Source organism: Priestia sp. VA7, assembly GCF_055710015.1.
Genome location: NZ_JBVQPN010000003.1, coordinates 441,543 through 455,747, shown reverse-complemented (window position 1 = coordinate 455,747; position 14,205 = coordinate 441,543). Strand labels below are relative to the sequence as shown.

17 protein-coding genes are annotated in these 14,205 nt (G+C 38.0%); 10 read left to right on the top strand and 7 right to left on the bottom strand.

The features are described from left to right. Positions 1-47: 47 nt before the first annotated feature. Complete coding sequence (locus AC0C45_RS15090; RefSeq protein ID WP_016764734.1) at positions 48-485, top strand: hypothetical protein; 438 nt, start codon at positions 48-50, stop codon at positions 483-485. A gap of 115 nt (positions 486-600) precedes the next feature. Then, positions 601-1,281 (top strand): DUF4397 domain-containing protein, encoded by a 681-nt coding sequence (locus AC0C45_RS15085; RefSeq protein WP_237892513.1) that lies wholly within the window; start codon positions 601-603, stop codon positions 1,279-1,281. Between the two features lie 36 nt (positions 1,282-1,317). On the opposite strand, the gene AC0C45_RS15080 is transcribed toward AC0C45_RS15085, so the two are convergent. After that, on the bottom strand, positions 1,318-1,851 hold the full coding sequence (locus AC0C45_RS15080; RefSeq protein ID WP_237892514.1) for a GrpB family protein: 534 nt from the start codon (positions 1,849-1,851) through the stop codon (positions 1,318-1,320). 559 nt (positions 1,852-2,410) lie between these two features. On the opposite strand from AC0C45_RS15080, the gene AC0C45_RS15075 reads away from it, so the two are divergent. Beyond that, on the top strand, positions 2,411-3,931 hold the full coding sequence (locus AC0C45_RS15075; RefSeq protein ID WP_328252766.1) for an SH3 domain-containing protein: 1,521 nt from the start codon (positions 2,411-2,413) through the stop codon (positions 3,929-3,931). 29 nt (positions 3,932-3,960) lie between these two features. Here AC0C45_RS15075 and rpsN read toward each other — a convergent pair whose 3' ends face one another. Continuing rightward, positions 3,961-4,230: a 30S ribosomal protein S14 gene (gene rpsN, locus AC0C45_RS15070; RefSeq protein WP_013083817.1), complete on the bottom strand. Its 270-nt coding sequence runs from the start codon at positions 4,228-4,230 to the stop codon at positions 3,961-3,963. Between the two features lie 412 nt (positions 4,231-4,642). On the opposite strand from rpsN, the gene AC0C45_RS15065 reads away from it, so the two are divergent. From AC0C45_RS15065 to AC0C45_RS15055, 3 genes are all read left to right on the top strand, one after another. Then, positions 4,643-4,918 carry an AbrB/MazE/SpoVT family DNA-binding domain-containing protein gene (locus AC0C45_RS15065; protein ID WP_013057736.1) on the top strand — a complete coding sequence of 92 codons (276 nt, stop codon included), beginning with the start codon at positions 4,643-4,645 and terminating at the stop codon, positions 4,916-4,918. Between the two features lie 120 nt (positions 4,919-5,038). After that, complete coding sequence (locus AC0C45_RS15060; RefSeq protein ID WP_013083818.1) at positions 5,039-5,500, top strand: DinB family protein; 462 nt, start codon at positions 5,039-5,041, stop codon at positions 5,498-5,500. 193 nt (positions 5,501-5,693) lie between these two features. Further along, positions 5,694-6,461, top strand: a complete 768-nt coding sequence (locus AC0C45_RS15055) for a class I SAM-dependent methyltransferase (protein WP_016764736.1) — start codon at positions 5,694-5,696, stop codon at positions 6,459-6,461. A gap of 15 nt (positions 6,462-6,476) precedes the next feature. On the opposite strand, the gene AC0C45_RS15050 is transcribed toward AC0C45_RS15055, so the two are convergent. Continuing rightward, on the bottom strand, positions 6,477-7,097 hold the full coding sequence (locus AC0C45_RS15050; RefSeq protein WP_233334995.1) for an FHA domain-containing protein: 621 nt from the start codon (positions 7,095-7,097) through the stop codon (positions 6,477-6,479). 348 nt (positions 7,098-7,445) lie between these two features. Between AC0C45_RS15050 and AC0C45_RS15045 the strand changes: the two genes are divergently transcribed. Beyond that, positions 7,446-7,610 (top strand): hypothetical protein, encoded by a 165-nt coding sequence (locus AC0C45_RS15045; protein ID WP_155727968.1) that lies wholly within the window; start codon positions 7,446-7,448, stop codon positions 7,608-7,610. A gap of 57 nt (positions 7,611-7,667) precedes the next feature. On the opposite strand, the gene cobT is transcribed toward AC0C45_RS15045, so the two are convergent. Continuing rightward, positions 7,668-8,705: a nicotinate-nucleotide--dimethylbenzimidazole phosphoribosyltransferase gene (cobT, locus tag AC0C45_RS15040; protein ID WP_237892516.1), complete on the bottom strand. Its 1,038-nt coding sequence runs from the start codon at positions 8,703-8,705 to the stop codon at positions 7,668-7,670. A gap of 162 nt (positions 8,706-8,867) precedes the next feature. Between cobT and AC0C45_RS15035 the strand changes: the two genes are divergently transcribed. Further along, on the top strand, positions 8,868-9,734 hold the full coding sequence (locus tag AC0C45_RS15035) for a YitT family protein (protein ID WP_013083822.1): 867 nt from the start codon (positions 8,868-8,870) through the stop codon (positions 9,732-9,734). Positions 9,735-9,800: 66 nt separating this feature from the next. Then, positions 9,801-10,157 carry a hypothetical protein gene (locus AC0C45_RS15030; RefSeq protein ID WP_016764740.1) on the top strand — a complete coding sequence of 119 codons (357 nt, stop codon included), beginning with the start codon at positions 9,801-9,803 and terminating at the stop codon, positions 10,155-10,157. Between the two features lie 328 nt (positions 10,158-10,485). Here AC0C45_RS15030 and AC0C45_RS15025 read toward each other — a convergent pair whose 3' ends face one another. Together AC0C45_RS15025 and AC0C45_RS15020 are read right to left on the bottom strand one after the other, a co-directional pair. Continuing rightward, positions 10,486-10,932, bottom strand: coding sequence for a GNAT family N-acetyltransferase (locus AC0C45_RS15025; protein ID WP_013083824.1), 447 nt, complete (start codon positions 10,930-10,932; stop codon positions 10,486-10,488). Between the two features lie 185 nt (positions 10,933-11,117). Next, a complete protein-coding gene (locus tag AC0C45_RS15020) occupies positions 11,118-12,287 on the bottom strand; it encodes an MFS transporter (protein ID WP_047932501.1) in 1,170 nt (389 codons plus the stop codon). 360 nt (positions 12,288-12,647) lie between these two features. On the opposite strand from AC0C45_RS15020, the gene AC0C45_RS15015 reads away from it, so the two are divergent. After that, the gene (locus AC0C45_RS15015; protein ID WP_095379309.1) at positions 12,648-13,211 is read left to right on the top strand and encodes a YitT family protein; all 564 of its coding nucleotides are present in this window, start codon (positions 12,648-12,650) and stop codon (positions 13,209-13,211) included. A 27-nt stretch (positions 13,212-13,238) separates the two neighbouring features. On the opposite strand, the gene AC0C45_RS15010 is transcribed toward AC0C45_RS15015, so the two are convergent. Next, positions 13,239-14,123, bottom strand: coding sequence for a diacylglycerol/lipid kinase family protein (locus tag AC0C45_RS15010; RefSeq protein WP_025751162.1), 885 nt, complete (start codon positions 14,121-14,123; stop codon positions 13,239-13,241). Positions 14,124-14,205 lie beyond the last annotated feature (82 nt).

The following is a 14,205-nucleotide window of genomic DNA, read 5'->3' as shown; positions in this document are numbered from 1 at the left end:
GCGTGCTGAATAGACTAAAAGTAATACTCAATAAATGAGGTGTTGATATGGAGTTTATTTTAATTTGTAATTTTCTTTTAAGCGCAACCGCAGCGTTTTTATTGGTGCCGGCTTTTACAAAAAAGCACACTCTTCACGTGACTTTACTTTCTCTCCTTTTCCTCCTTTCAATTGTTCCGACTTTTCTTCTCGCTAATCCACATATCGGCGTTTTACCTTGGGCTATTCGAGACGGTCTTCTATTGTTCGCTGCTTTCCTTTTCTTTTGTTTAACCTTCACTTCAAACAAATGGAAAACGCTTTTGTTTTTTCTTCTATTTTTACTGTCGATTGCTCCTCTTTCCTACGTCGTATATGATGACTTCACCCATACGTATATAGATGCCAATATTGGGCTTGGCCTAGGCTTTTTACTGACATGGCTCTTAACAGCTCTGTACAATATTTTGGCTATTCTTCGATTTTTTCGTCAGAAATCTCAGTAAACACATCAAAAGTTAACAAACAAACGAATAGTTGATTTTATTTAGTATACGCTAACAACTGCACAGTCCTTCTCTTTACATAAAGCTGTGTATACTAAAAAAGGAGTGATACTTGATGAAACGAGTATTTGTAATGGTAGCAGTGATTGCCTTCTTGGCACTTAGCCGCATGTTAGTATTTGCCGCTGAAACACCTCCTGCTGCAGATGAGCGAACAGCTCAAAATGCAGAAGTTCGCATCGTTCATGCTTCACCGGATGCTCCGGCTGTAGACATTTTTGTGGATGACAAAGCTTTAGTAGAAGGAGCAAAGTTTAAAGATGTCGCCAACTCTTTGCCTTTGGCAGCCGGTTCTCATAAAGTAGAAGTATACGAAGCGAAGACAAAAGGAACAAAAGATTCCATCATCGAAGCTACCCTTGTTGTAGACGGTGGAAAATCGTATACAGTGGCCGCTGTAAATAAAGCAGAAAACCTTGAACTACAGGCTTTCACGAATAATAAGCAAGGAATGGATGGAAAAGCAAGCTTACGTGTTGCTCATTTATCTCCTGATGCTCCTGCGGTAAACGTAGGTCCTAAAGGTGCTGCTCCTTTATTTAAAGATCTGTCTTTTAAAAGCATTTCAGGTTATCAAGTAGTAAATCCGGGTTCGTATGATCTATCTGTTTCCACGGCAGATGGAAAAGAAATACTAAATCTTCCTGGAACAAATCTTCAAAGTGGTAAAAACTATACGGTTCTCGCAGTAAATACTGCTGACAAGCTTGAGACCATTGTTTTACAAGATAATTAATTAAAAAAAACGTCATTTCAATTGAAATGACGTTTTTTATAGACTGCGCTGAATGAATTCCTCTTTTTTGTACTCATAGGTAGAAATATCGTTCCACAGTCGTTTTGAAAGCTCGTATTTCATAGCTTCATATTTTTTTCTAGCACGTTCGTTCGAGCGTAACTGCTCCCTGAAATTAATTCGTTCGTTCCAGTAAGGTGATTCACTGACCGTTACGTACACATGACTTCTTCTCGCATCATGTGGAATGAGCTTACGGGCATTTTTAGCTGTCATAATTGGAGGGTAGTGTGCAGCTGGAACGCCTTCTTTTAATAAGACAAACATCTCTTTTTCCGCTACATATACGTGAGATTTATTTTTTAATATAGCGCGCACTTCATTTATATCTTCTTCGCGTTTGACTCCGATTAAAATATCAACGATTGGTGAACCAGCCAATCCTGGAACGGACGTGCTTCCAATATGTTCGATGTCTACTGAAAAATCTTTTAGTGTATTAAGCAGCGCTTCTTTTTCCATTTGATACAAAAGCGACCACTTTGTTTCATACTGAACAATCTTTCGCATATCAGTTTCCACCCTTTCACTTTTTTATACTGTACCATGTTTCAAAATAAAAAGAAAGAATTTTCTAACTATTAACTTTTAGTTTATGCTACGAGCTTTACACCCGTCTAGACAGGCTTTGTATTATTTTATATATTTTTGTTATTTTTATTCTAAATGTTTCATAATTGTGGATGTTTTCTCCTCCAAAAGATAGATAAGCTTTTATTTTCTATCTCTCCTCTATCATATTCACACTCAGCTGTTTTATACTATTTTACGTTCTTACTAGTAGAAGACATATCCTCAAAATGTAGATGAACAAAGGATTAAAGGTCTTTAATATCGCTAAATTCCACCTTTAATATAATTATATTTTACATTAATGTAAAATTTGTCCTTAAGGATGGCAGCTAGTTCAAATTCATTATACAATTGAATTTCGACATATAGTATGATGGATAATATCGGTATTATGAGATAATAGTAGATTTAACTCAAAATTTTGGACTATTTGCCGATATATGATTTGTATACCAATAACCTTATGTTGAAATTTGTAATTTGCAAGGAGGAAAAAATGAATAAAAAACATGTCATGTACACAGCCGTTTCTTCTGTTCTTTTAAGCTCTTCATTGCTTTTGCATTCAATTGATGCAGATGCAGCTGAATCGGCCAAAGTAACTGCTACATCGTTAAATGTACGTGCAACGCCTAGTACAAGCGGTGCTATCGTTGGAAAAATAACGAAGGGAAACACCGTTGATATAGTAGATGAAAGCAAAGGATGGGCTAAAATTACCTATAACGGTAAAGAAGCTTGGATTTCATCTCAATACATAAATAAAACGCAAATAAACAGTACGTCTACCGCAAATTCGACATCGAAGTCAGCGGTCGTTAATGCGAGCTCATTAAACGTTCGCTCTTCTGCAAGCACAAGCGCATCCATCGTGACAAACTTACCGCGAAATGCAAAAGTAACGGTGGTAAAAGAAAGCGGGTCTTGGTCACAGGTTAAAACGGCAAGCGGTCAAACGGGCTGGGTAGCAAGTCAGTACCTACAAGCAAGCTCCGGTTCTTCTGCGCCAGATAAAGATTCTGGCTCTACAACATCGAAGCCAGCGGTCGTTAACGCCAGTTCATTAAACGTTCGTTCTTCTGCGAGCACAAGCGCGTCCATTGTGACGAACTTACCGCGCAATTCGAAAGTAACGGTGGTAAAAGAAAGCGGATCCTGGTCCCAGATTAAAACAGCAAGCGGCAAAACAGGCTGGGTAGCAAGTCAGTACTTACAAACAGGTTCTGGACAGTCTTCACAAACAGCCCAGTCGATTCAAATTACAAAAGCTTCAAATTTACGCACTCAGCCGAGCTTAAGTGCTGGAATTATCCGTGTAGCAAAAGCAGGTGAAAGATTCAAAAAAGTAAACGAAACGAATGACTGGGTGCAAATTCAGTATTCTGCCAGTCAAACAGCATGGGTATCAAAAGGGTTAACAGCTGCGGCTGATTCTACAACTTCAGCTAGTTTGCCTTCCTCATCTGCTGCTTTAAAAGATAAAATTATTGTAGTAGACGCTGGGCACGGCGGATATGATCCTGGCACGTCAGGCAAGTCATCGATTGAGAAAAATTTAGCGTTAACAACAGCAAAACTTGTGGCAAGCCGCTTAGCTAATGCTGGAGCAAATGTATTTATGACGCGTTCAAACGATACTTTTATTTCACTGAGCGGACGGGTGAATGTTAGTGAAGCAAGGCATGCAGATGCATTTATCAGCATTCACTATAACGCGTCTACTTCATCTTCTGCAAACGGCATCGCATCATTTTATTACAGTGAATCTAAAGATAAAGAATTAGCAAAATACATTCAAGAAAGCATGGCTGAAAACGCGCCTTCTATGAAGGATATGGGGGTTCGTTTTGGAGATTATTATGTTACTCGAGAAAACAACCAGCGGGCTGTACTTCTTGAATTAGGCTTTTTATCAAATGCTCACGATGAGCAAATTGTTTCTTCTAACGCGTATCAGCAGCAAATATCTACAGGTATTTACCAAGGGATCGCTCGATATTTTGCAGCTAATAAATAATAAAAGCCCTCATAATGAGGGCTTTTATACTACCAGCTTGCTTTTTTGACTCCTGGAATTTGTCCTTTGTAGGCCAATTCCCTAAACGCGATGCGTGACATTTCAAATTTTCTAAGATAGCCTCGCGGACGACCGGTAACGCGGCAGCGATTATTTAAGCGCGTTGGTGAAGAATCTCTAGGCAATTTTTTTAACGCTTCGTAATCTCCTTTTTCCTTCAGCTCTTGGCGTAATTGCGCATACTTCGCTACCATCTCTTGACGTTTTTGTTCTTTTACCACTTTTGATTTTTTAGCCAAACTCTTTGTCATCCTTTCGTTTTAATAATTTTTATTTGAAATACGTAATCATTACGATTTAATTATTTTGAGCAAGTCACTTTTTAAATTTAATCATATTTTCTTCATTTTTTCAACTTGTTTGCTTTCACGCTTACATGTACTCTACCTCCATACTGCTGTATAAACACAAAAAAAATTGTATGTCAAATGTAATTAATTCCTGCATCTCCTATATCATACAAAGAGCCCTACATATTCCATATTGTAGGAGGATTTGTATTTACAGATAATATTTCAATAATATTACAGTTCATTTACATATTAATAACTTCGACAAATTTAGCGGTTATCTAGTATATAATCATCTTAGAAATTCCAAAAATAATATTTTGCGCACTCAATAAAATATAAAAGTAAAGGTGATTAAAAAATGAAATCGACTGGTATTGTAAGAAAAGTAGATGATTTAGGTCGTATCGTAATTCCTAAAGAGTTAAGACGTGTTCTTGAAATAGATGTAAAAGATCCTGTTGAAATTTTTGTCGAAACAGATCGAATTATTTTAAAGAAATATGAGCCGAACGGTGCTTGTGCGATTACTGGCGAAGTATCTTCTGACAACGTAACAATCGCAGATGGCAAATTAACTTTAAGCCGCGAAGGTATGGAGTTATTACTTGAAGAATTAAAACAACGTAATTTCTAATAAAAAGAAAAGCAGCTGCTCACATGCAGCTGTTTTTCTTTTTGTTAAAGTTTTTTCTTCGCTTTCTGATTTCCAGATGCTATACTCAGGAGCGAATACATAATAAAGGAGCCTTTCATCATGACAGTTGAACAAATTACTCATCACTTTTTAGCACATCGAAATGTAACTAATGAATTAATCAACAAAATTGAAGCAGGTCACTACGAATACAAGCCTGCCCCGACATCTATGTCCGCTTTTGACTTATCTACGCATATTTTAACATCCTTTTATGCATTTGCATCAGTGGTAAAATCCGGTGATTTATCGCCACTTGGTCAAAAAGCTGATTTTAGCGGTAAGTCATTATCGGACCTTGCAGCTGAATATACCCAAAAAACAGTAGACGTATTACGTTCACTTAGCGAAGATGATTTAAACAAAACAATTGACGCCACTGCAGCGTTTGGAAGAAAGCTTCCTGGAAGTCAACTTTTACAAATGGCCATTGACCATGAAATTCATCATAAAGGAAATTTATACGTCTACGTACGTGAGATGGGTCATACGGATCTTCCTCTATTTGTTCAGTTTGGTTAAGTTAATGGTTATAAAATAGTTCGTGCTTGTAAGCGCCCAAGCTAGAAGTTTGGTGCGCTTTTTCTTTGCAGTTTTCGGCATAATAAGTAAGATATATGGTATAATTCTATCAATAACTTCATATCTACTATTCAAAGCTTGTTTCTTCTTATAAAACGATAGTCATCATCTTTTACAAAGGAGGAATCACTTCATGAGTCAAACTGTTAACCAACAAAAAATTGCTCAAGTGTATCATCTTCCGTTTGTTTCTTCATTTGGAGGAAGTGCTATGAACCTTCTTTCTCCTCAAGCTGGCGAACATATTTTAGATATTGGCTGCGGCACTGGCGAATTTATTTCGCAGCTTCATAAGCTTCATGTCCTTGCAACGGGCATCGATTGCTCTGAAAATATGATTGAACAAGCTCGTCATCAGTACCCAACTCTATCCTTTGAACAGTTAAATGCCCTTAACCTTCCTTATTACGAACAATTTGACGCAGTTTTTTCAAATGCAACTTTACACGACATCCGTCCCCCTCACCTTGTCATTAAAAACATTTACAATGCTTTAAAACCAAACGGCCGATTTGTAGCAGAATTTTGGGGAAAGGGAAACATGGATGAAATTTTTACAGAAATCATCCGTCAATTTAAAACGTTTGATATCCCTTATAACGATGGAGATTTCCCATGGTACTTTCCTTCTGTAGCTGAATATTCTTCTCTTTTGGAATCACAGAATTTTCAAGTCACCACGGCTATTCACTACAGCCGTCCCTTTTTGTTAAAAGGGGAAAATGGCTTGCGTAATTGGCTGGAAACAAATGCAGCCCCTCTTTTTGCTCACGTGACGACAGAAACTAAAAATGTCCTCATTACGCGCTTAGAAAATCGAATGCAAGACAAACTATTTCAAAATGGATCTTGGCTAGCAGAAGCTAAACATATACGTGTACATGCTGTAAAACGAGATTAAAAAATGGACGTGATTCTATTCACGTCCATTTTCGTTAAAGTGCAGCCAATATCCTTTTCCTCGAATCACTTCGATTTCTAAATATGTTCCTATTTTTTTGCGAACCCGGTAAATCAGCGCATTCAGCTCTTCTGCTGCTACTAGAATTTCTCCATTTGACTCTACTCGTTCAGGCCAAACGCTTTTTTTTAATGCTTCTTTTGAAACAAATTGATTGTTGTATTCTAGAAGATAAGCTAAGCACGCGTATTCTTTATCTGACAGAATATACGTTTCCTCTTTTACTTTTACTTTCTGCAAAATTGGATCTAATGTGTAAAATGGCTTATTTATTTGTTTTAGCAAAGGTCCTAAATCAAGGGTTGCATCCATATCATCATTTCTAAATACTAAAGTTGCCTCCTCATTTGCTAAGGTAATGACATCCTGCTCTTTCAATAAACGAGGGGTTCCAGGCTGTAACTCTTCTCCGTTTACTTTTGTCCCGTGTTTACTAAACAAGTCTGTAATGAAAAAGGCATTGCTTTCGTACGTTACTTCAAAATGCTTGCGTGAAATGTAAGCACTTTGAAAGGCCAGATAAGGCTCCCATTCTTCACTGCTTCGCCCGATAATACAGGCTTTATCTTTTGTCATAGGCACGGAAGCTCCTTCATAAAAAGGAGCACCGTTCCGAATAATCAACATACCGTTCATTGTTTACTCACACTCTTTTTTAAAATTTTCTGACTCTTATCATGTAATTATAACACTCACATTTATTGAGATTTCTTCCAACTTTGGATAACATCATAGTATAGTCAGTTATATGATAAAGGTTGTTGCCATGTAAGTAAACCTTTAGAGCAGTCCTTTTCTAACTGAAAAAATACGTATTCTTTGCCCTGCTGTAACGGGGATACAATTTTTTTGTAAAATAATTTGGTTTTTAGTAACTTTGACATATGTTCTCTCTTTTTAAAGCGGAGTAAAATAGGAAAATACGTGAAATATTTACATAATGGAGGAAGACCAATGGGACGTTTGCCAAAAGATAGAGAAATTCAAGCGATTAAACGACGCGTTGCACTGGTATTGTTAATTATTGGATCATTTATTTTAACAGGTGCTAGCTTTAGCATTTATTGGTTTATGATGTTAAAAATATAAATTTTTTTATAAAATAAAGAAAAAAGACATGGTTTTGTTCCCATGTCTTTTTTAGGTTTATTCTTTCTCAGACACTCCCGCAGATTCAAATGTGGCCATATTGGCAATCATCAGTGAAGCTGAGTGCAGCAGTGGAAATGTAACAGCAGCTCCACTTCCCTCACCTAAACGAAGATTGAGGTTGAGGAGCGGTTTCTTGCCAAGAAGCTTCATTGCACACGCATGACCTTGTTCAACAGATTCGTGACTAGCAAACATATAGTCTCTTGCTTGTGTATTGATTTCTGTTGCTAGAAGGGCTGCAACTGTACAAATAAAACCATCTACTAAAATAGGAATACGGTGAGCAGCTGCCGCCAGCATAGCACCTGTCATCCCTGCAATTTCAAGACCCCCTATTTTACTAATAATATCAATTGGATCCTGAGGGTTAATGTGCCTGTTTTGCAGCGCTTCTTCAATCACGTTCACTTTGTGGCGCAGTTGTTCGTCAGAAATCCCTGTGCCCATTCCTGCAAGCTTAGAGACTTTTTCTCCTGTCAATACAGCTAAAATAGCCGTGCTTGACGTAGTATTTCCGATGCCCATTTCTCCTACAATCAAACATTTAATTCCTTGGGCAATAAGCTCTTCAGCTTCTTCATATCCGACTTGAACAGCCAGTTCTGCCTCACTGCGCGTCATCGCGTCTTCTTTATAAAAACTTGCTGTGCCCAGCTTCACTTTGCGTTGTACAAGGTCTTTATGGGAAAGGTCAGAAGCAATGCCGATGTCAATCAGTTTGAACTGGGCATCTATTTGCTGACTAAACACGTTAATAGCTGCTCCTCCCTGTAAAAAATTCAGCGCCATTTGTGCCGTTACATCTTGCGGATAAGCTGAAACTCCTTCTTTTACAATTCCATGATCGCCTGCAAAAACGAGGACTCCTGGCGGCGAGACTGTCGGAAAAACTTCCCCGGTCATGGCCGCTAATTCCACTGCTATTTCTTCGAGTCTTCCAAGGCTTCCTATCGGTTTGGTTAATGTATCAATATAGCGTGCCGCTTTTTCACCAGCGCTTGTTTGAAGCGCTGGAATATAAATGTTTATCATATGTACAGCTCCTTTATTTCAGCAAATGTCTACCGTTTAATTTAACAGGATTTTGTTTATTCTGGCTAGTCTTTTTTAAAGTAGATAATTGGATAGAGTTCCCAAGACTTAGTTATACTAGTAAGAGTTGCGTATAGGCAGTATTTTGAAAGGAAAGATTTTATGACAACGAAACAGCACAAAAAGGAAAAGGCAGGTCGGCTCATTTATCGCTATATTATGATGTTAATTGGGGCTTCCTTGGCTGCCGTTTCTATCGAATTATTTTTAGTCCCAAATTCTGTAATTGATGGCGGTATTATCGGTATTTCTCTAATTTTAGTGTACTTAACGAAATTGCCGTTCAGTCTTCTTATCATCATCTTTAATCTCCCTTTTTTATATAGTGGATACAAACAAATTGGTCGTAACTTCTGCTTTTCATCTATGTTTGCAGTTGTTGCTTTATCCATTGTAGAATCTCAGTTGCACCATGTTCCAGCTGTAACATCTGAACCGCTTCTTGCTACTGTATTTGGCGGACTGCTGTTAGGAGCAGGTGTAGGAACGGTCATTCGTCACGGTGGAGCGTTAGACGGAACTGAGATTTTAGGTATTTTATTAACAAAAAAAATCCCGTTTTCTGTGGGCGAATTTGTGATGTTTTTAAATATCTTCATTTTCGCTTGGGCAGGGTTTGTGTTAGGGTGGGAACAGGCTATGTACTCGATCCTTACGTACTATATTGCTTCTAAAACAATCGATGCGATTATTCAAGGGCTTGATGAAACAAAAGCAGCTTTTATAGTTTCAAATCACTATGAAGAGCTATCAGACGCTATTACACATCGTTTAGGCCGCGGCGTGACGAAACTGTATGGTAAAGGCGGATTTGAAGGTACAGAAAAAGAAGTCATATACGTAGTTGTGACGCGTTTGGAAATTACCAAGCTTAAAACCATTATTTCCGAAATAGATCCACATGCCTTTACAACCATTATGGATACCCAAGAAGCGCAGGGCGGCAAATTCAAATCAGCCATCCACTAACTATACATAAGTGTGGATTTCCCTGAGCATGCTAATAGCTGACTACCCGTAAAGGAGCTCACCACAATGAAAGAACAAATGTCCAACTTATTTCACCAATTAAAACAGTCCGTTTCCGATGTATCGGATAAGTTATATGACAAAGTACACACGCTGCAATCATCACCAGGAGTGAGTGTGTTTGAACTGTACGAATGGATTAAAGAAAACCCAAGCACAAGTGTACAAAAGCAAACGCTGCTCGGGATTTCGTACTCTTTCTATACACTCTACGCAGACGGCGTTTTTTTCTATATGGAAACGAAATATGATTATTTACTTTACATGACTATTTATAGTCCAACACGTCATTATTTCACTTATCATTCTTACAGAGATTCTTTATCAACAGTGACTCCCTTGACGTTTCCTATTACTAAATAATAAAAAGCTCCTCAATCGAGGAGCTTTCTTTATATGATTATCTTCCTTTTCGGACTTTAAAGATAAACAGCGCAAGTAAAAAACCGCTCGTCGCAGTTACTATTTTCCACGCGTTTAAGATTGGATTTTTTTTCAAGGTCCTGCTCCTTCCTTGCGGCTATACTAAAAATAGGATGGCCGCCTTTCAACCAGCTAGTCCAACTTCCCCCTACTATTGATACCATCATCTAACATATAGCCCACCGACATTTTCATCAATTTCACTTTTCATACTATAACATATTTTTACCATTTAGTAGAAGTCTTAAAAGTAAAAGCTGCACTTCTCTTAAAAAAAACGGTATTGAACCCCTGCATTTTCTTTACCGTTCATTTTTTGATAAAGGTTTTGAGCCACTTTATTTTCACTGCTGCACTCAGCGGTCATCCCTGCAAACTCATACTTTTGAGAATAGGCCAGGCAGATCTTAAACAAACGTTCACCAATTTTATTTCCTCTGTTTAAAGGAGATACGTACAAGTCTTTTAAGATGGCTGTTTCTTTAAAATAATAGGTGCTCCACGATAGGTACACCGTCGCAAAACCTACTAGTTTCCCTTCCAATTCAGCAACAAACTGGATACCATAGGAAGGATTATTCAATAAGCGCTTAATATGTAAAGTTAAAGCTTTCCGGGAAGGGGCAGGCTGCTCACAGAATTTTACTATATATTCTTGCATTAACGTAGCCAGTCGCTCTCGATCAGTTTCAACCGCCTGTCGAATGACAACCATTTAATCACTCCTTTTAGCTCAACGCTCTTAACATAATTCGATAGCCATACTCTTTTTCCTTTCGTTTTCGTGAAAAGCTCCCTACTTTTACACAAGGGATATTTAAAGCAAACAACCTTATACGGCTTATGGTTGATGAGAGAAAATAAGATGTTTTAAAAAAAGGTTGCAAATAGCAACCTTTTTTAGTTAGCAAGCGCATAATTTCGCAAGAATAAACCTACACAGCCGCTGATTACAATCAGTCCTCCTGCTGTTAGAAACGCCGCCGTTACATTTAGCGAAGCAACAGCTCCAAGCAGCAGCACCGAAAGCCCAAACGTCACATATGAAACGCTAAGCGTAGCGGAAAGTACCTTAGAAAGCTTTTCTAAAGGAACGGCCGTTTGTGTAAGCGTGTAAGAACATGTAGCGCTTATTTGAAGGGCAATGCCAATAGCAAAACTAAGTAAAAGTGAAAGAAAAGGAGCAGGCATCACTCCGAACAATAATGTAAAGAAACCTGATAAAAGACTGCCTAGTGTTACGATATGATAAAGACTTTTCTCTTGTTCAACTGAAATCTTCAACAAAACGAAACCTCCAAGAACCGTTCCAACAAAAAAACTGCTGTTGATATATCCCCACCAAGCTTCATTTTTATTTAATATCTCTTTCACAAACACGTAGACAATTGCTGATGCCCAAACGCCGGCAGCCATCCCTTCTAAAACCTCCATGACTAATAAAACCCGCAGGCGCGGATAATGCCAAATTAGCTTCCATCCCTCTTTTAACCCTTGTTTTTGCTTCGTTTTAGAAGAATGAGCGTTAATGCGAATAGCCTGCATAAATACGATTGACAAACTGAATAACGAAAATGACAGCCATAAAAGGCCAGTAGCATCCCAGCTAATGATCAGAAAGCTTCCAAGCGGATAGGCTGCAATTTGAATCATTTGATCAGTGACATTAAACATACTGTTCCATTTCAACAGCTTCTCTTTATCTACTAAATGAGGAAGCATAGAGCTTTGAACCGGAGCTGCCCACCCATCGAAAAAAGCAATAAGCGCCACGCAGCACAGCATGCTGATAAGCGACATATGCCACAAGAAAAACATAGATAAAACACTGGTTTTTAACAGTTGAGACACAACAAGAATACGCTTAGCCCTGTAGCGATCTATAAGAAAAGGCACAATAAAACTGCTCAAAAACTTAGCAGTCGTAATGGTAAATGGAATGCATGAAAGCAGCACAGGAGAACTATTTTGAGCATAAAGAATGCTGATTAACGCAACAATATATAATACATCTGCTAAATTGGCTTGACTTTGGCCAAACCATAAAAAAAGTACGGAACGATTTTTCACGACAATCCCTCTTTCTTTTTAGTATGACTGAAAAGAAAGAGAACCCTACACGTAATCAACCCCTTTTATATAGCGGCGTGCTTTTATCGACTTATTACAATCGTATGCTTTTTGCAGAACGAAACTTTTTTATATAGTAAAAAATACAAACAGTTAAACAGTATCGTAAAAAATCAAGAAATTGTCGTGAAAACGAAGTTAGATTAACTATAGAATATCAGAGTTATAGAATCAATACTTTTTACATAATTTTCTTTTTCTTCTTCTTCACTTCTAAATAACCTAAGCTTGCCATATACATAGAGGGACGAGGACTCCTATTAAAATTTAACGTATAGGGTGAGGAATATTTTTTCGAGAGTGGTTTCGATTTGCTGTGGCAGCTTATTAATTGGACTAGGGCTAAACGGATTTATTGCTCCGTATCACTTACTAGACGGTGGACTTATAGGATTTGGGCTTATCGTATACTATGTGTTTGGAACTCCTATCGGACTGTCCATTTTCTTTTTGAATGTACCTGTCTATTTATATGCTTTTTTTCGTCATCGTCAAAGCTTTTTTTACGGAAGTATAGGTTTATTTGTTTCTTTTTTTATGACAGAATGGCTGTCTATTCTCGAAGGCACGCTAGAGCTTCCTTTGCTCTTTAGCTCATTGCTTGGAGGCGCACTCGTAGGGATGGGAATAGGACTGATGCTTCGCTACGGCATCAGCTCGGATGGGCTTGATTTAATTGCCATTATTGTATCGAAAAAATGGAAAATCAATATAGGAATAACCATTTTTATCTTAGACAGTACGATTATGATAGTGGGCTTACATATTATCGGATTTACTGCTTTTTGCTACTCCATGCTTGTTATTACGATGAGCAGCATAATGATTATGCTTTTTACTTCTCCGCGATGGCTGTCTTCATAAAAAAACGCTGGAAGTTCCAGCGTTTTTTTATCTGTTTCCGACTATCATATTGATGTGATTGTGGAGAACCGTAATCGTTGAAGGTGTCGTCGTTTCTTTTTCCCCATCACAATCTACCGTTTTTTCAGGAGTAGTTTCAATATGAACTTCTTTTGCACGAAAATGCATAAGGTTGCTTTCAGGGTTAAGCTGTTCCTCATCAGGGCTTGTTTGTAACCATGCCATAACCGGCTCGATTCCCATTTCTTTAATAACGAATACATCTAATAATCCGTCTTGAAATGAGCTGTTTCCTAGCATAGCGCGAGTTCCTCCTAAAAAAGGGCCATTTCCAATTAACACCATAACAGCTTCTCCTTCATAGGAAGCTTTTTCGCTCGTCATTTTTAATTGAAAAGGCTCTGCTTGATTTAAAGTTCTGCCTACGCTCATGTAGTAAGAGAGCTTACCAAACTTCTCTTTATTTTCTTCCAAAATATTTTCAGATACATCAGCTACGAGGCCGATTCCCCAAAAGTTTAAAAAATAATCTTCGCCATGTTTTCCAACATCCACTGCCTCCGTCTGCTTTTCTATAATTTGCTCCACCGCTTTTAAAGGATTTTGATTCATTCCAATTGCACGCGAAAAGTCGTTACACGTTCCACCAGGTAAAATAGCAAATACAGGACGTTGCTGCAACGGAGCAAGAGCGTTGATGAGCTCATAAATTGTCCCGTCTCCTCCTGCTCCAATAATGACATCCGCTTTGCCTTCCAATTTCCTTACCAGATCGGCACCATCTCCAGGTTGCTCTGTTTTATATAAAGTAACCGTCTCAAATGCAGTGTTTAACCGATCACATATAAAGTCAATTTCATTTACTAATTTTTTGTTTCCTGCGTTTGGATTCAAAATCACTGCTGCCTTCATCTTTCTCTCTCCTCTATTCATATCTTCCGTTTCACTTTTTTTCCCTTTCTTTTAAAAAAACAAACCTTTTCAAATATGAACG